Source organism: Cupriavidus sp. 05T313 (assembly GCF_056396665.1).
In genome coordinates this window covers 1-18,167 of the sequence record NZ_JBFTLX010000137.1, presented here as the reverse complement: position 1 = coordinate 18,167, position 18,167 = coordinate 1, and the positions used below count along the sequence as shown (strand labels likewise).

Annotated in this window: 11 protein-coding genes and 1 pseudogene; 5 read left to right on the top strand and 7 right to left on the bottom strand. The window is 67.7% G+C overall.

Annotated features, from left to right (window positions below; translation table 11 throughout):
- Positions 1-220, bottom strand: a pseudogene (locus AC1DKD_RS25785) (helix-turn-helix transcriptional regulator); the annotation flags it as partial.
- Between the two features lie 411 nt (positions 221-631).
- Here AC1DKD_RS25785 and AC1DKD_RS25780 point away from each other — a divergent pair.
- From AC1DKD_RS25780 to AC1DKD_RS25770, 3 genes are all read left to right on the top strand, one after another.
- Entirely contained in the window at positions 632-1,441 is an 810-nt protein-coding gene (locus tag AC1DKD_RS25780; RefSeq protein WP_441636188.1) for an SDR family NAD(P)-dependent oxidoreductase, read from the top strand.
- 63 nt (positions 1,442-1,504) lie between these two features.
- Entirely contained in the window at positions 1,505-2,443 is a 939-nt protein-coding gene (locus tag AC1DKD_RS25775) for an alpha/beta hydrolase (RefSeq protein WP_441636186.1), read from the top strand.
- On the top strand, positions 2,440-3,552 hold the full coding sequence (locus AC1DKD_RS25770; protein WP_441636184.1) for a 3,4-dihydroxy-2-butanone-4-phosphate synthase: 1,113 nt from the start codon (positions 2,440-2,442) through the stop codon (positions 3,550-3,552). Before AC1DKD_RS25775 ends, AC1DKD_RS25770 begins: the two co-directional genes overlap by 4 nt.
- Here AC1DKD_RS25770 and AC1DKD_RS25765 read toward each other — a convergent pair.
- From AC1DKD_RS25765 to pcaH, 5 genes are all read right to left on the bottom strand, one after another.
- On the bottom strand, positions 3,495-4,190 hold the full coding sequence (locus AC1DKD_RS25765) for a hypothetical protein (protein WP_477102764.1): 696 nt from the start codon (positions 4,188-4,190) through the stop codon (positions 3,495-3,497). The two genes, AC1DKD_RS25770 and AC1DKD_RS25765, sit on opposite strands and share 58 nt — an antisense overlap.
- Before the next feature lie 149 nt (positions 4,191-4,339).
- Positions 4,340-5,542 (bottom strand): bifunctional 3-oxoadipate enol-lactonase/4-carboxymuconolactone decarboxylase PcaDC, encoded by a 1,203-nt coding sequence (gene pcaDC, locus AC1DKD_RS25760; RefSeq protein WP_441636504.1) that lies wholly within the window; start codon positions 5,540-5,542, stop codon positions 4,340-4,342.
- A 43-nt stretch (positions 5,543-5,585) separates the two neighbouring features.
- Entirely contained in the window at positions 5,586-6,989 is a 1,404-nt protein-coding gene (locus AC1DKD_RS25755; protein WP_477143861.1) for a 3-carboxy-cis,cis-muconate cycloisomerase, read from the bottom strand.
- A 96-nt stretch (positions 6,990-7,085) separates the two neighbouring features.
- Positions 7,086-7,664: a protocatechuate 3,4-dioxygenase subunit alpha gene (gene pcaG, locus AC1DKD_RS25750; RefSeq protein ID WP_441636500.1), complete on the bottom strand. Its 579-nt coding sequence runs from the start codon at positions 7,662-7,664 to the stop codon at positions 7,086-7,088.
- A gap of 3 nt (positions 7,665-7,667) precedes the next feature.
- Complete coding sequence (gene pcaH, locus AC1DKD_RS25745) at positions 7,668-8,393, bottom strand: protocatechuate 3,4-dioxygenase subunit beta (RefSeq protein WP_441636499.1); 726 nt, start codon at positions 8,391-8,393, stop codon at positions 7,668-7,670.
- A 94-nt stretch (positions 8,394-8,487) separates the two neighbouring features.
- Between pcaH and AC1DKD_RS25740 the strand changes: the two genes are divergently transcribed.
- Complete coding sequence (locus tag AC1DKD_RS25740; protein ID WP_441636497.1) at positions 8,488-9,438, top strand: LysR substrate-binding domain-containing protein; 951 nt, start codon at positions 8,488-8,490, stop codon at positions 9,436-9,438.
- 13 nt (positions 9,439-9,451) lie between these two features.
- On the opposite strand, the gene mdtD is transcribed toward AC1DKD_RS25740, so the two are convergent.
- On the bottom strand, positions 9,452-10,906 hold the full coding sequence (mdtD, locus tag AC1DKD_RS25735) for a multidrug transporter subunit MdtD (RefSeq protein ID WP_441636495.1): 1,455 nt from the start codon (positions 10,904-10,906) through the stop codon (positions 9,452-9,454).
- 416 nt (positions 10,907-11,322) lie between these two features.
- Between mdtD and AC1DKD_RS25730 the strand changes: the two genes are divergently transcribed.
- Positions 11,323-18,167: two-partner secretion domain-containing protein (locus AC1DKD_RS25730; protein WP_477143860.1), on the top strand; the 6,845-nt coding region annotated here is incomplete at its 3' end.

Below are 18,167 nucleotides of genomic sequence, written 5' to 3'. Positions count from 1 at the left end.
CCATCAGGCCCGCCCGGTCGCTTGCCGGCGAGCGCAGGATCAGCGTGACGTAGTTCGCATGCAGGTGGGTGCGGATGAGTTCCAGCGCCTTGCTCCATGGCACCTGCTCCATGGCCCCCTGGTAGATCTTGCCAAGCAGCGTGCTGAGATCCGCCAGCGAGAGCGCCACCGGCGCGTAGCAAAGCGCCGCTTCCTGGCTGTGGCTTGCCTCCATCAACATACCTCTTGTCTCCGTTATCCACGCCTGGCTCTGCGGCCGGCGTTTGCCATGACAAGGGCGGTGCGCCCCCCCGGCGGTTCCCGATTATATGGATTGCCACGGCACCGGTGGCAGGATTGCGCATCATGGTTTGCACCTATCGGCGCGCCGTATGAGGCCGCTGTCGGCGAGGCAGGTGCTTGCTTTCGCACCCGCTTCGCCGCTGCGGATAGGCCAGACCTTACCCTCCTGCCGGGCGCTCACATACCGCAAACGGACTAGGCAACTCCCCTCTCGGGGCAATCCCTGAGCCTCGCTGGCGCCTGACACCTCACTCAAACAGACGATGCGAGGGCCACGCCCGGCAGGTAGAAATGGGCGGACGCAATCCCGCGCGCCATCCATTCCAACCACTTCGCCAGGAGACCCGCCATGGCGGCAAACGAGACCGGAAAGACCGCAGTGATCACAGGCGCCGGCGGCGGCATAGGCCGGGCCCTGGCCCACGCGCTCGCCGCGCAGGGTGTGGCGCTGGTGCTGGCGGACAAGGGTGCCGACGCGCTGCTGCGCGTGCACGGCGAACTGACGCACCACCGGCAAACGATAGCGATACTGCCAACCGATGTGGCACAGGCTGCCCAGGTCGAGCAGCTCTGCGCGCGCAGTTTCGAACTGCTGGGCCGGGTCGACCTGCTCTTCAACAATGCCGGCGTGCTGGCGACCGGCGCCTGCTGGGAGCTGGATGCCGCYGTGTTCGAGCGTGTGCTGAACGTCAACCTGTGGAGCGTAATCCACAGCTTGCGCGTCTTTGTGCCTCGCATGGCGGTGCAAGGCAGCGGGCATATCGTCAACATCGCCTCGATGGCAGGTCTTGCCGTGGGCCCCTGGCTTGCGCCCTATACCGTGTCCAAGCAGGGCGTGGTGGCGTTGAGCGAAGGGCTGGCGATGGAACTGCAGGCGGCGGGCATGCCGCTCAAGGTGTCGGTGGCATGCCCGGGGCCGGTGGCCACCGGCATCGCGCTCGACCTGCCGGCCGGCGCGCAGAGCGGCGTCGGCGGCATGAACCAGGCGCTACAGGCGAGCATCGCGCAGGGCATGCCAGCGGCAACCATGGCCCGGCACATCCTCGACGGCGTGGCCGCCGGAGATTTCTGGATCCTGCCGCACGCCGAAGCCGCCGCCGCCGCGCAAGCGCGCGCGAACGGCATCGCCAGCGGCAAGGCGCCGGCCTTCGCTTTCTGAGCCTCGCCTGCCTTTGCCGCACCCTCTCCCCCCCTGCACTTCCTTCAGCATAAGGAAAAACCAATGCAATTCGACCCGCAAGTCCGCGCCCTGCTCGACGCCATGGCGCAGTTCCCGCCACTCGACTTCACCACCATCACGCCAGACGCCTACCGCGCCGTGCTGGCCGCGCACCCCGCGTTCGCGCCGGGGGATGCGGTCGCGGAAGAACGCGAACTGAGCGTGGCCGGCGCCGCCGGCCCCTTGCCTGCCCGCCTCTACCGCCCGCCTGGCAATGGCCCCTGGCCGCTCACGGTGTTCTTCCACGGTGGCGGCTTCGTCACCTGCGGGATCGAAACGCACCACAATATCTGCCGCTCGCTGGCGAATCGCGCGCAGACCCTGGTGCTGTCGGTCGGCTACCGGCTGGCGCCGGAGGCACGCTTTCCCGCGGCTGCCGACGATGCCTGCGCGGCGCTGCGCTGGAGCGCGGCACACGCCGCCGAACTGGGCGCACTGCCGGACAGGATGGCTGTCGCCGGCGACAGCGCCGGCGGCAACCTGGCCGCGGTTGCATGCCAGCAACTGCGTGGCAGCGTGGCGCTGCGCCACCAGTTGCTGCTGTACCCTTACCTGGATTGCGCGGACGAATCCGGCAGCTGGCGCACCTTCGCGCAAGGCTGCTTCCTGACCGGGGACATGCTGCGCTGGTATGCCCGCCACTATCTCCCCGACCCGCGCCATGCCGCCGATGTGCGGGCCAGCCCGCTGCGCCAGCGCGAACTGGCGGGCGTGGCGCCGGCCACCATCATCACGGCCGAATTCGACCCCCTGCGCGATCAGGGCGAGGCCTACGCCGCCGCCATGCAACGCGCCGGCGTGGACAGCGCCCTGCACTGCTGGCCCGGGCAGATTCATGGCTTCATGAGCATGCAGGGCTTGCTGGACGCGGCCGACGCGGCGCTCGACCTGGCGGCGTCCGCCTTGCGCGCCGCCTTTGCCGATGCGCGGGAGGCGGCATGAGGCCCGCACCGATCGGCGACGTGCTGCGCGCCATCGCCACCGGCCAGCGGGTCGTGGTCATCGAGGACGACACCGCGGAAGCCAGCGGCTGCGTGCTGGTCGCGGCGGACAAGATCAGCGAGGCCGACGTCAACTTCATGGCGGCGCACGCGCGCGGCCTGGTCTGCCTGGCCATCACCGAATCCAGGCGGCGGCAGTTGAGCTTGCCGATGATGGCGGTCGGCGGCAGGCAGCGCGAGCCGTTCACCGTATCGATCGAAGCGGTGGATGGCGTCTCCACCGGCATCTCCGCCGCCGACCGCGCGCTGACGATGCGCGTGGCCAGCGCCGCGCATGCCAGGACAGGCCACCTGGTCCAGCCGGGCCACGTCTTTCCCATCGTGGCGCAGCCTGACGGCGTGCTGCGCCGCGCCGGCTTCGCCGAAGCCTGCTCGGATTTGCCCAGACTGGCCGGGCGCGAGGCCGCGGGCGCCTACACGATGTTGCTGGACGACGCCGGCGAGTTGCTGCGCGGCACCGCCTTGCCGGACTTCGCCAGTGCGCACGGCCTGATGATCTGCGCCATCAGCGACCTGATCCATCACCGCCTGCTGGTGGAGGGTGCGCTGCGCCGCAGCCAGAGCGGCCGGCTGGCCACGCCCTACGGCGAGTTCGCGGTGCATGCGTACTACGACGAGCCCATCGACGCCGTGCACCTGGCGCTGGTGCTTGGCCGGCCGGAGCCGGGCAAGCCGGTGCTGACGCGCGTGCAGACCGTGGAGACCTTGCGCGATGTGCTCGCGTTCGAACCGGCGCAAACTCAGGCGGCGCCCGCGCCGGGCTGGAACCTGGCACGTTCGCTGGCGCGCATCGGCACGGAGGGCTGCGGCATCCTGGTCTTGCTGGCCGAGCGCGAGCCGCCTCACCAGCTACTCCAAGAGGTCTCGCGCCTGGGCCAAGCCAGGGGACGGCCCGCGCCGCCATCGTTCGCGCAGCGTGCGCTTGGCGTGGGGGCGCAGATCCTGCGAGACCAGGGTGCGCGCAAGCTGCGGCTGCTGAGCCAGCCGGTGCCCTATCGCAATATCGCGGGATTCGAGCTGGAGGTCACCGAGTTCGTGCCGCCGGCCTGAGCCAGTGCGGCAATCTCCTGCGCCAGCCGTTTCGCCGCGTCGCGCAGCACATCGTCCTGCGCCGCGGCGTAACCGATCACCAGCGCCGGCGGCATTGCCCGCTCCCGGCAAAACTCGCCCAGGCTCTGCAGCGTCAGGTTCGCGCCGGCGCGGGCTTGCACCACATCGTGCTCGCTGATGCCGTCCGGCAGCCACAGCACGAAGTGAAACCCGGCGTGTTCCCCGCTGACGCGCAGGCGCTCGCCCAGAGCCGCCCGCAGCTCCGCCAGCACGATGTCGCGGCGGCGCAGGTACACGTTCCGTGAGACGCGCAGGTGGCGCAGGGCCGGCCGCAGCGCGTCGGGCATCACCATATAGCCGATCCGCAGCGAGGCATAGAGGCTCTTGTTGAAACTGCCGCAATGGATCACGCGGCCGCCGCCATCCAGCGCCTTGAGCGCGGGCAGCGGCGCTGCGGCACTGGCCAGGTCGCTTGTGCCGTTACTGAAAGCCCGGTGCATACGGTGTCGGCGTTCCAATTTATGTTGGCGGCCATGGGTATCGAGTTGGATGTGGTGGTTATTGGGCAGGAGAGGTTGTAGGGCTTTTTGCGGTTTGTTTGGGCGGCGATGGTTGTTGCACCCAAGTGCGTACGACATCCCCCTGCGGGGGATGTCGTACGCACTTGGGTGCAAGATGCCAACGCCGCTCAAAAAGACACCGAGCACCCCAACAGTGGGACTGTCGTACGGCTATTGGGTGCAAAAACCATCACCGCCCAAACAAAGCCGCAAACAGCCCTCACCGCTTACGAACCCTTCAAAGCCTCCGCATCCACCGCGGCAAACACCTCCTCTGCCATATGAAAGGCCGAGTTAGCCGCCGGCACCCCGCAATAAATAGCAGTCTGCAGCAGCACCTCCTTGATCTCGTCGCGGCTGACATCGTTGTTCGCCGCGGCGCGCAGATGCAACTTCAGTTCTTCATTGCGGTTAAGCGCCACCATCATCGCAATGGTGATCAGGCTCCGCGTATGCCGCGGCAACCCTTCACGCGTCCAGATCTCACCCCATGCATAACGCGTAATCAGATTCTGAAACTCATCGTTAAGCGAGTTCAGCCGGGCCAGCGAACGATCCACATGCGCACTGCCCAACACCTCCCGCCGCACGACCAGGCCAGCCTGATAGCGCTCGCCATCGTTGGCCGGACGGTTCGCGTCCTGCTGCGCATCGTCACCCAGGAAGTCCAGCAACGCCTCGGTAAAACGCTCCGGCTGCTCGCGGTTGGACAGATGCGCCGCCTCCAGTTCGAGATAGCGTGCACCCGGAATGGCATCGGCCAGCGCGCGCCCTTCCGCCGCCGTGGTAGACGGATCGGAACTACCGGCAATCACCAGCACCGGCACCGGAATGGTCCTGACCGCTTCGCGCAGATCGGCGTCGCGCACCGCCGCGCAGTTGGCGGCATACCCACGCGCATCCAGGCCGGTCAGCACCTTGCGCAGGTCATCCAGCCGATTGCCGGCGGCGCTGACGAAGGAAGGCGTGAACCAGCGTTGCAGCGAGCCCTCCACCAGCGGCGCCATGCCGTCGCGCAACACGCCTTCAATGCGCGTGTTCCACGCCTCGGGGGTGCCGATCTTTGGCGCGGTGTTGGCCAGCACAATGCGGGAGAAGCGCTGCGGCGCGTTCACGCCCAGCCACATGCCGGTCAGGCCACCCATCGACAAGCCGCAGAAGGCTGCCTTCCGGATCTGCAAGGCGTCCATCAGCGCGATGACATCGCTGCCCAGTTCCGCCACGCTGCTCGGGCCCGGCGGCAATGCGGACTGACCGTGGCCGCGGGTGTCGTAGCGCAGGATGCGGAACTGCTGGCCCAGTGCTTCGGCCTGCGGCGCCCACATCGTGTGGTCAGTACCTAGCGAGTTGGAGAAGATCAGGACGGGCGCGGATGCTGGGCCTTCCAGCGTGTAGAAGAGGCGATTGCCGGCGTGGGTGATGAAGGGCAAGGTGATCTCCAGAGAATTCGGTTCGGTGTTCAGGTACGTGTATTCATTCAGCGTCTGCGGCTGGCTTCCGGGGGGTCTCAGTGCTCTCCTGCCGCCAGGCCGCCAGGACCGCATCGACGAATCCCCCCGCCTGCCCGGCGTAATTGGCCGGATCGCAAACCCGGTCCAGCGCCGCCGCATCCATCAGCCCGGCATGCGCGGCATCTCCGGCCAGGGTCGCGCCCAGCGCCTCCCGCAATGTGGTGCCTTCGGCAACGGCCCGCCGGCAGGCGCCTTCGACCAGATGATGCGCCGGTAGCCGGCCAATCTTTCCGCCCAGTTCCAGCATGGCGGCTTCCGCCAGGATCAGCCCGTGCGTCAGGCCCAGGTTGGCACGCATGCGCGCGGCGTCCACCTGCAGTCCGTTTACCACTTCCAGCATCTGCCGCAGCGCGCCCGCGGCCAGCGTGACAATCTGCGGCAAGGTATCCCATTCCGCCTGCCAGCCGCCCAGCGCGCGTTCGTGCTCCTGCACCATGCCGGCCAGCATGGTAGCCACCAGCGGCGGCACGCGCACGGCGGCGGTGAGCACGGCGGCGCAGCCTACCGGGTTGCGCTTGTGCGGCATGGTGCTGGAGCCGCCGCGCCCGGGGCCGGAGGGTTCGGCCACCTCCGCGACCTCGGTCTGCATCATGAGCGAGACGTCRCGCGCGATCTTGCCGAGCGTGCCGGTCAGCATGCCGAGCGTGGTGGCTACCTCGACCATGCGGTCACGGTATGCGTGCCACGGTGTGGCCGGGACTGCCAGCGAGAGTGCGCGCCCAAGCTCGGCGGCCACCGCCGGAGCGGCGTCGCCGAGGCTGGCCAGGGTGCCGGCGGCACCGCCGAACTGCAACGCGGCGGCCTGCGCGCGCGTGGCGCCGAGGCGGTGCAGGTCGCGCCGCAGCGCGTCGAGCCAGCCGGCGGCCTTGAGGCCGAAGGTGGTGGGCAGCGCGTGCTGCAGCCAGGTGCGCGCCACCATCGGCGTGTCGCGATGCTGCGTGGCCAGCGCGGCGCAGGCGTGGCCGAGCGCCTTGAGATCGGCATCGACGGCCTGCAGCGCTTCACGCAGTTGCAGCACCATGCCGGTATCGATCGCGTCCTGGCTGGTGGCGCCCCAGTGCACGTAGCGCGCGGCTTGCTCGTCGCGCGCGGCTACGCGGGCGGTAAGTTGCCTGACCAGGGGAATGGCGAGGTTGCCGGCTGCCACGGCAGCGGCGGCCAGCGCGTCGAAGTCGATCTCCTCGGCGCGGCAGGTGACGGCGATGACCTCGGCAGCTTCGGCGGGGATCACGCCGCAGCGGGCTTCGGCGTGCGCCAGCGCGGCTTCGAAGTCGAGCATGCGCTGGACCGTGCCGGCATCGGAGAAAGCGGCCAGCGTGGYGGCGCTGCCGAACATCGGGTCGGTCAGTCGGGATGAGGTGGGCATCGATTCAGGTTCGCATCGGCATGGAAAAACCCCAGCGCCGGACCATGACGGGTCCGGCGCCGGGGCTCGGTCTGGCGCAAGCGGCTCGCGCCCGGGTCAGATGTCGAAGAAGACCGTTTCGTCCTGGCCTTGCAGCACCACCTGCCATTGCAGCTTGCCCGCGCCCGCCGGCTGCGCCACCAGCGTGTGGCGGCGCTCGGCGGGTACCTGCGACAAGGCCCAGTCGCGCGCGTTGGCCTGCGTTTCGTCCGGGAAGTATAGGCGCGTGGACAAATGCTTGAGCAGCCCGCGCATGAACAGCGAGACCACGATGTGCGGCGCCTGCGGCTGGCCGCCGGGGCTGGGTACCGGGCCCGGCTTGACGGTGACAAAGCGGAAGCTGCCGTCGGGCTGGGTCGGCAGCCGGCCAAAGCCGGTGAAGCCGGGCACCAGCGCCAGCTCGGCGCCGTCGCGCGCGTCGTCGGGATGGCGGTAGCGGCCGGCCGGGTTGGCCTGCCAGATCTCGACCATGCCATCGGGCACGGGATCGCCGTTGCCGTCGATCACGCGGCCTTCGATCACGATGCGCTCTCCCGCCAGCCCGGGGGCCTCGGCGGTCAGGTCAGCGCAGTCAAGGCCGGACAGGCCGATATGCAGGTAGGGTCCGACGGTCTGGGATGCGGTGGCGTACAACATGGCTTACTCCATCGGCGTGGCATCGCGGCCACGCAGCACGATATCGAAACGGTAGCCGAGCGCGTACTCCGGCGCCGTGGTTTCCCAGTCAAGGGCGGCCACCAGGCGGTCGCGCGCCTTGGCGTCGGGCACGCAGTTGAAGATGGGGTCGAAAGCCAGCAGCGGATCCCCCGGGAAGTACATCTGCGTCACCAGGCGCGTGGCATAAGCGTTGCCGAACAGCGAGAAATGGATATGCTGCGGCCGCCAGGCGTTGTGGTGGTTGCGCCAGGGATAGGCGCCCGGCTTGATGGTCTTGAACTGATAGCGGCCCAGGGCATCGGTCACCGCGCGGCCCTCGCCGGTGAAATTGGGATCGAGCGGCGCGTCGTGCTGGTCGCGCTTGTGCACGTAGCGGCCGGCGGCATTGGCCTGCCAGACTTCGATCAGCGCGTTCGGCACGGGGCGGCCGTTTTCATCGAGCACGCGGCCGCTCACGAGGATGCGTTCGCCGATGGCTTCGCCGGCATGGCCGGCGGTAAGGTCGCTGTCGCCGTGGCGCACGAACTCGGCGCCAAACAGCGGGCCGGTGACTTCGGACAGCGTCTGGCCCAGCGCCACCAGCGGCTGGTTGGGCGAGCGCAATTGCGTGGAGGCGTAGGGATCGAAGCGGTATTCGGGTTGGGTATCCCAGTAATGCCGGCGGTATTGCGCCAGCCCCGGGGCCAGCTGGATGGGCGAATCGGCCATGGTCGTTGTCTCCTTGTGGGGAATTTTCATTACTTTATTTGCGGTCATATCTCCTGTAAATTGAGTTTTTAGACAATTTGCATAACTTTTCGATATGCAGAGCACCTTCCGCAGCCGTGTGCGCCTGCGTCACCTGCACTGCTTCGTCGCAGTGGCGCAAACCCAGCATCTCGGCCAGGCCGGGGAGCAACTGGGGCTCAGCCAGCCCGCCGTTTCCAAGACCCTGACCGAGCTGGAAGCGCTGCTGGGCGCACGTTTGCTTGAGCGCAAGCGCTCGGGCACCGACCTCACCGAACTCGGCCAGCGCTTCCTGCGCCACGCCTTGCGCGTGCTGGAGGACCTGGACGAAGCCGCCGACAGCATCGGTGGCCCGGGCGCCGCCGGTCGCCGGCAGATCCGGCTGGGCGCCCTGCCCAGCGTGGTGCCGGACTTGCTGCAGGAAGCGGTGCTGGCATTCCGCGCCACGCATCCGGAAATCGGCCTGGCGGTGCAGACCGGCATGAACCGAACGCTGATTGACTGGCTGAAGGCCGATATGCTCGATCTCGCGATCGGCCGCATGGACAATCCGGCGGTGATGGAAGGGCTGTGGTTTGAGATGCTGAGCGCCGAGCCGCTGTTGCTGGCGGTGCGCAAAGGCCATGCCCTCGCCGCCGCGCCACCGTCCCTGGCCGATGTCATGGCCTTCCCGCTGGTGGTGCCCGCGCAGGGTTCGGCGCCGCGCCACAGCGCGGAAAGCCTGCTGGCACGGCACGGTTTCGTGTTGCCGACCGGCGTGCTGGAGACATCGGACGCTTACCTGGGCCAGCTCACCGCATTGAAGTCCGAGGCCGTCTGGCTGGCGCCGCGCTGCGCCATGCGCCAGGCGCTGGAGGACGGCGAGCTGGTGCTGCTGCCCATCTCGGGCCAGGGCAGCGAGGAGCCGGTCGGGCTGCTGCGCCAGGGCGGCCGCGAACTCGACGAGGCCGCCGAAGCCTTTGTGCACGATCTGCGCGAACGCGCCACGGCGCGTTCGCGCGGGCCGGCGCCGAAGGCCAGGGGATAGTCCCGTGCGACCCTCACATCTCGGTCGCGTCTTCAACCCGCTTGCCGGCCGGGCGGACCACGTCTGGGGATAGCTGCAGGAAGATCCACGCCGAGGCCGAGGTAATCAGCCCCACGCAGATGAAGGTGGCATGGAACGCCGGCAGCGCGGTGGTGGCGCCATGCCGGCTGAAGGTCCCCTGGAAGGTCGCCAGCAACGCGCCGGCCGAGGTCACCGCCAGGCTCATCGACAGCATCTGCACCATCGACAGCAGGCTATTGCCGCCGCTGGCCCCTGCCGTGCCGAGATCCTTCAGCGTGACGGTATTCATGGCGGTGAACTGGATCGAATTGACCGCACCGAAAAGGGCCAGTTGCACCAGCACCAACGCGAGCGGCTGGGTGGGCGAGATCAGCGCGAACGAAGCCATCGCCAGTCCCACCACGAACGTATTGGCGACCAGCACCCTGCGATAGCCGTGGCGTTCGATCAGGCGCGTGGCGAAACGCTTGGATGCCATGCCCGCCGCCGTGATCGGCAGCATCATCATGCCCGCCTGGAACGGCGAATACCCCAGGCTGACCTGCAGCGTCAGCGGAATCAGGAACGGCATGGCGCCATTGCCGATGCGCGCGAACAGGTTGCCCAGCAGGCCCACGCTGAAGGTATGCATGCGAAACAGCCGCAGCGCGAACAACGGCCGGCGGCGGCGCGTGGCGTGCAGCACATACGCCGTTAGCGAAGCCATGCTGGCGATCAGCAGCATCAGCACGGTGGCATGCTCAAAGCCAAGTTCAGCCAGGCCATCCAGCGAGAACGACAGGGTCAGCATGGCGATGGCCAGCAGCAGGTAGCCGCTGATATCGAACGGCGCCACGCCGTGCAGCCGGCTGTTGGGCATGTAGCGCATGGTGGCCAGCCCGCCCAGCAAGCCCACCGGCACATTGATCAGGAAGATCCAGTGCCAGGAAAAGGTCTGGGTCAGCCAGCCGCCCAGCGTCGGCCCGATCAGCGGGCCCACCATGCCGGGAATGGCCACGAAGCTGAGCGCCTGCAGGTACTGGTCGCGCGGGAAGGTGCGCAGCACCGCCAGCCGCCCCACCGGCAGCAGCATGGCGCCCCCCACGCCCTGCACTACCCGCGAGACCACCAGCAAGGCCAGGCTGTCGGAATAGGCGCAGGCCAGCGAGCCGGCGACAAACAGCACGATGGCCGTCTGGAAGATGGTGCGGGTGCCGAAGCGATCGGCCAGCCAGCCGGAGGCCGGGATGATCACCGCCATGGTCAGCGAGTAGGCAATGATGACCGACTGCATGCGCAGCGGGCTCTCGCCCAGGCTTTTGGCCATCGACGGCAATGCCGTGTTGACGATGGTGGAGTCCAGCGTCTGCATGAAGAAGCCGATGGCGACCACCCACAGCATGATCTTGCGGGTACGGCCATCGGTGGCGGCGGCGCTGGCAGTGGCGGGAAGAGGCGTGTCTTGCATCGGGATGGGCGTGCCCCGGAACGCAGGTGCGCTGGGTAGATCCGCTGGGTCGCGTACCGTAGCAGTGTAGCGGAGCTTTATGCTGGCACGCGCGAATTCCGAGGCAGGCTGTCAGGCCGGAGTGCTCCCTGCCGGGCGCTTCCCGCTGGCCATGCAACACGGCCGCCGCTGGCGCCCCACCCATAGCTAACGCTTGCCAAAGCGTGGTGCAAGCCGGATCGCCTGCGCCAGCCTGGCCCGCCTGTCAAGCATGGCTCCCGGCGACAGCGGACCTTTCGGAAATTTCCACCTTCATTTTCGGACCTGTCCGATTTCAATCTGGATACCGGCTCGGTATCGTCAGTCTGGCCTGGGCGTAGTCCAGCCTCACTCAAGCGTCAACGCGCTTGCACACCCTACTTCTCCCGAAACGCAGCATGAGCAAGAATATTCATCGCCTGGTTTTCAATGCCGTGCGCGGCATGCTGGTGGCAGTGCAGGAATCTGCCGCGGGCCGCGGCAAGGGCCGCCCGGGCAACGCCGAACGCATTGGCCAAGGCTGCGCCTTTGTGCCGGTGCTGTGGCTCACAGCGTTGACGGCGTCGATGATGGGCTTGCCGGTGTTGATGGACCAGTCAGCGCACGCGCAATCCCTGCCGATCCAGGTGGACAAGAGTTTGCCGGGACAGCGTCCGGTGGTGGGAGTGGCGGCCAACGGCGTCCCGGTCGTGAACATCCCCCCGCCCAATCGTAACGGCGGCACGAGCGTGAGTCATTTCATTCAGTACAACGTCGGCCCGTCCGGCGTGGTGCTGAATAACAGCGGGGCAAACAGCCAGACGCAGATTGCGGGCTGGGTCCAGGGAAACATGATGCTTGGCAACGGCCACGCCGGCAACATCGTGGTCCAGGTCACCCGGCCGAACCCATCGCAATTGCTTGGCGCGCAAGAAATCGCCGGGAATCGCGCCAATTTGATCCTGGCCAATCCGGCGGGATTGTATTGCTCGGGCTGCGGCGCGATCAACGCGGACCGTTTCACGCTGTCGACCGGACGTCCGGCGTTCAGCGCCGATGGCAGCCTGGCCGGCTTCAACGTGCGGGAGGGCAGCATCGGCATCGGCGGGCAAGGCCTGTCCAGCCCGCAGGCACAGGTCGACCTGCTGGCGCGCTCCATCAACATCAATGCCGAGCTGTGGGCCAGCCACCTGAATGCGCTCGCGGGTGCCAACCAGGTCGACTACCAGACCCTGAATGCCGCCCCGCAGGCTGGCAACGGCCCCGCCCCGCAGTTCGCGCTCGACGCCTCGGCGCTGAGCTCCATGTACAGCGGGGCCGTCAAGTTGATCGGCACGGAGCGCGGTGTCGGCTTTAACCTCGGCGGCGGCATCACGGCCCGCGCGGGCGACATCGTGGTGCACAGCAACGGCGACGTGCGTATCGCGCCAGGTGGCCGCCTGCAAGCCGAAGGCCGCGCCTCGGTCGCTGGTACCAACATCAGCAACGCGGGCACCATCACAACGCGCAGCGCCATTGCCGCAACCACGCTGGGACAACTGACCAACAGCGGCACGCTGGCCGCCGGCACCGATCTGGTGGCCCAGGCCGACCGCATCGCCAACAGCGGCACCATCGGCGCGGGGGTCGATGCCGATGCCCGCGTGACCGGCACCGGCACGGTCCATCTCGCCGCGCGAGCGGCCATCCAATCCAATGGCACCATCGTGACCGGCGCGGACACCAACCTGTCGGCACCCACGCTGGACCTGTCGAACGGCAATGTCATCGCCCACAACATCGCCAATCTGTCGGCGGCGGGCGACATCACCCACCAGAACGCACGGCTGGAAGCCAGTGCCGTGCAGTTCAAAGCCGGCGGCACGGCGGACAATCGCGGCGGCGCCATCGTCGCGGGCGTCAATGGCGGCACCGTCCAGGGCACGAATATCCTGAACCAGCGGGGCGCCATCACCAGCGGCGGCGGGCTCGGCGTGGGCGCGGCGCAGGCCGTGGACAACACCGGCGGCACCATCACCGGGACCAGCGCCACCACCGTCGCCGCCGCCGGCATCGTCAACCGCGGCGGCGTGATCGGGTCGGTACAGGACAAGCTGCTGGCTACCGGAGCGCTGGACAACACCGGCGGCAAGGCGCTTTCCGCCACCGATATCGCCCTGACGGGCGGCCCCGTCATCAACGACCATGGCCAGATCTCGGCCGTGCGGACGCTGACGGCGAATACGGGCGGGCAGGCGCTGATGAATACCTCGGGCGTGATCGCGGCGGGCAACATCCAGACCAGCACCGGTACCTTCGACAACCGGGCCGGCGTCGTGCAGTCAACCGGTCTGCTGGCCGCCGACACGCACGGCCAGGCCTATGACAACAGCAACGGCGGCCTGACGGTAGCCAACGGCGCGATGACGCTCACTACCGGAGCCCTGGACAACCGGGACGGCATCGTGTCGGCGCAAGAGGCGCTCACCGTTACCGGCACGGCAGTTGACAACGCCGGCGGCAAGTTCGTGGCAGGCGGCCCGCTGGGCATGACCGGCGACAGCCTCGCCAACACTGGCGGCCAGGTCGCGTCGAACCGCGATGCAAAGGTGCGCATCGCGGGTACGCTCGACAACACGGCGGGCTTCGTCCATGCCGGTGGCACCCTGGACGCGAAGGCGGACACCATCCTCAACCGCGCCACCCTCTCCGGCACCGATGCAGCCCCGAAGGGCCTGGAAGGCGGCAACGTCAGGCTGGCCGCCAATGCCATCGACAATGCCCAGGGCGCGCTGCGCGCCGATGCCTCGCTTGATGCCGATGCCGCGACATTGGAAAACACCGGTGGCGAAGTCACCTCGGGTGGCACGGCGCAGCTCACCGTGGGGACCACCACCAACACCGATGGTCTGCTGGCCGCCAACCAGGCGCTGGGCATCAGGGGCCACAGCCTCACCGGGGATGGCTCGCTGCAATCCAGTGCGGGCGACATCACCGCTAGCCTGCAAACCGATTTCCATAACACCGGGACGGTGGCCGCGGCGCGGGATCTCAAGGTCCTGATCGAAGATGCCCAGGGCAATGYCGCCGGCGACATCACCAATGACGGCAAGCTGCTGGCGGGCCGCGACGCCAACTTCCACGGGCGCAATGTCACCAACTCAGGCGAGCTGTCCGGCCGGGTCTCCAACAGCATCCGCGCCGATCAGGCGGTGTTCAACAAGGGCCTCATCGACGGCGGCGCCGTGCGCATCGTGGCCGGCACCACCGTCACCAACATCGACCGCATCTACGGCGACTCGGTGGCCATCGGCGCCGGCCGGCAGATCCTGAACGACATCAACCCCGTCACCGGCCAGGGGGCCGTGACCGCCTCGCGCAGCGGCGGCATCGAGCTGGGCGCCCCGGAGATCATCAACCGCGCGCACGCGCTGATCTATTCGTCGCAGGACCTGAACGTGGGCCGCGCGCTGGATGCCGACGGCAAGGCGGCCGGCCAGGCAGATGCGCTCACCAACGCCTCCGCCGTCATCGACGTGGCGGGCGACGCCAACCTCAACGTTGCCGCCCTCTCCAATCGCAACGACCACTTCAGCACCAAGCGCACCGATACAGGAACAGTTCATGAGTTTTACTATCGGCTGAACGGCAGCACCGAGAAGATCGACCCAAGCACCGCGATGATCGTGCTGCCGACTGCATCGGGAGCCATATTCGGTCACGTTGCCAGCCACGGTGACGACCTGGCCTACCTTGGCGACGACGACTACAAGCGCCTGCTCCTGCCCTCGGCCCAGTACCCCTTCAGCGTGTTTGGCCCCCCGTTCGACTGGGCACGCCAGTCCGATGGCACACCGGGACAGAACGCGAAACGCTCGTTCATTCCAATCTCGTTCGGTTCAAGCTGGCCCGTGGGCCTGGCAATGCTGGCGTACGCCCCGGACGCGAATGGCAACATGGAAGCCGATCATTTTGTCTACAAGCCCGACGACCCGATCTGGGACAAATTCGGGCTGGCCCGGCCCGGTGCGCTGCCCCCCGTCCCCTCTCCCTGCCTGGAAGGATCGCCAGTAGCTTGCCATCGGCAATACGAGGCCGATCTGGCTGCCTACAATGCCGCGAAAGCCGCCAGCAAGCCGCTTTACGAAGCCCTGAATGACAAGATCCTCGCATTCAACCACGACTATCGGGGTCGGCTGGTGGAATCCTGGACCATCGAATGGCGTGACACACGCGTGCAGGACGAGGTTGTCGCCAGCACCGATCCCGCCCGTATCCTGGCAGGCGGCAACGCCAACTTCACTGGCACGGTCACCAACGACAAGAGCCAGATTCTCGTTGGCGGCACGCTGGCGACTGGCGCAGGCAGCGGCGGTGTCAACAACATTGCGTACGATGCGACGCGCATGGAGGATACAACCGGCACCAGCCAGTACACCCGCCCGTGCGGGCGCAGCCGCTGTTACGACAACATGGGCGTGCCGGCGGTACATCTGGAGATTCCGACCCGGCTCGCCAAGGGCGAGGCGCTGGATCACCAGGTTGTGAACGGCACTGGCACGATCGTCGCGGACAAGACCGGCACCGGCCCTATCGCCACCGCGCCTACGCTCATGCAGATCTCGCTCGCCACGGGCGGCGCGGAGGCCGGAGGCCGCCTGGGCGGCGAGGTCATCCGCACCGTCACGCCGTCGCTGGCGATGCCCGGCAATGCGCTCTTCAAGATGCATGGCGAGCCGGGCGCGCGTTACCTGATCGAGACCGACCCGCGCTTCACCAGCCAGCGCCAGTGGCTGTCCAGCGATTTCAAGCTCACGCAATTGGGCCAGGACCCCACCCACGTGCTCAAGCGCCTGGGCGACGGCTACTATGAAGCCCGCCTGGTGGCCGATGCCGTGATGCTGGGAACCGGCCAGCGCTTCGTCGGCGACTACACCGACAACGAGGCGCAATACAAGGCGCTGATGCAATCAGGCGCAGAGTTCGGCAAGCGGTTCCACCTGAACGTGGGCACCGAGCTGACGGCGGACCAGATGCGCGCGCTGACCACCGACATCGTGTGGCTGGTCGAGAAGACCATTACCCTGGCGGACGGCACCACCCAGCGCGCCCTGGTGCCGCAGGTCTACCTGAAGGTGCGCGAAGGCGACCTGAAGGGTGACGGCACCCTGATGGCCGCGCGCAATACGGTGCTTCGGACCGATGGCGACGTAAAGAACACCGGCACCATCGCCAGCCGCGACGTGACGCTGATGGACGCGGCCAATATCCACAACAGCGGCACGCTGTCGGCGCACGCCATGGGGCTGGGCGCCAGGCAGGACATCAACAATCTCGCCGGGCGTATCGCGGCGGCCCAACTGGCCGCCACGGCAGGCCGCGACATCAACCTGACCACCACCACCGCCTCCGGGGCCGGCGGCAGCGGCAACCTCGCGGGCAGCCGCGCCGTGACCGCCGGCATCTCCAGCGTGGCGGCCGACAGCGCCACCTTCGTGGCCGGGCGCGACATCAACACCAAGGCCGCGAACATCCAGGCCACCGACAGCCTGGGCATTGCGGCGGGCCGCGATATCAACCTTGGCACGGTCGAGGTGAGCGAGTCGGAACGCCTCTACAAAGACGCCAAAAACAACGCGGCGGTATCGCGCAGCGCGGAAATCGGCACGCAGATCACGGCGGGCAAGGACGCGACCCTGATCGCCGGGCGCGACGTGAATGCCACCGCCGCCTATGTCAGCACGGACGGCGCGCTGGCCGTGGGCGCGGGGCGTGACATCAACGTCAAGGCCGGCCAGGCATCGACTTCCGTACATGACGAGCACGCCTACCAGGAAAGCGGCTTCCTGTCGAAGAAGTCCACCCATACCATCGATGCCAACAGCCGGACCGAAGCGCTGGGCAGCACCTTCTCCGGCAACGCGGTGGACATCGCGGCAGGCCGTGACCTGACCGTAGCCGGCAGCACCGTGGCGGCCACGCACGACGTGAACCTCGGCGCGGGGCGCGACCTGACCATTGGCGGCACCGAGACCACCTCGTCCGCCTACAGCTACAGGGAAGAGAAGAAATCGGGCTTCGGCGCCACCGGCTCCGGGCTCTCGTACGGCAAGCGCACCCAGAAAGACACCGCCAACGACAATGGCACGCAGCAGGCGGGGAGCCTGGTGGGCAGCACGGACGGCAGCGTCCACATGAACGCGGGCAGCACCCTCAAGGCCACCGGCAGCGAACTGATCGCCAGGCGCGACATCACGGGCGTGGGCGCGGATGTGAACATCGACGCCGCGCGGAACCGCCAGCACCACGACGAAACCCACGAAGTCAGGCAAAGCGGCTTCACGCTGGGCGTGTCGGGAGGCGCCATCGGCGCGGCCATCAACGCCGGCAACAAGATCAACTCCGCAGGCAAGAGCCAGGACGGCCGTGCCTCGGCGCTGTGGGGGATCGCCGCCGCGCGGGACGTTGCCGATGCCGGCAGCGCACTGGCGCAGGCTGGGGGCGATCCCCTGGCGGGCGCCGCCGTCACGCTCTCGTTTGGCACCAGCCAGAGCAAGCAGACCCTCACCCAGGACAGCACCAGCCACAACGGCACCAACGTAACGGCAGGCGGCACCGCGGCCTTCGTGGCGACGGGCGTGGATGCCAGCGGCAACCAAACGGCGGGCAACCTGAATATCGCCGGTTCGAACATCGACGCCAACAAGGTGGCGCTGGCAGCCAAAAACGATATCAACTTCGTCTCGGCCACCGACACCAACGAGAGCCACAGCACCAACAAGTCCACAAGCGCCGGCGTCGGCGTGTCGTATGGCCTTGGCCAGGGCAAAGCCGGCCTCTCCGTGTCGGCCTCCGCTTCCAAGGCAAAGGGCAACTCGGACAGCCAGGGCATCTCGCAAGCCAACAGCCATGTGAATGGCCGCGAGTCGGTCACCTTCGTGTCGGGCAACGACACCAATGTCCTCGGCGGCACGATCGCTGGCGGCAAGGTGACCGGGAGTGCAGGCGGCAATCTCAATATCGCCAGCCGCCAGGACACCGAGGAGATGCGTGCAAGGCAGCAGAGCATGGGGGGTGGTATCAGCATCAGCCAGGCCGGCGCTACCGGCAGCCTCTCCGCGAGCCTGGGCAAAGCCAATGGCCGCTACGAAAACGTCAGCGAGCAGTCCGGCATCCAGGCCGGCAAGGACGGTTTCGATATCGCCGTCAAGGGCAATACCGACCTGCATGGCGCGGTGATCGCCAGCGAGGCAGGCAAGGACAAGAACAGCCTGACCACCGGCAC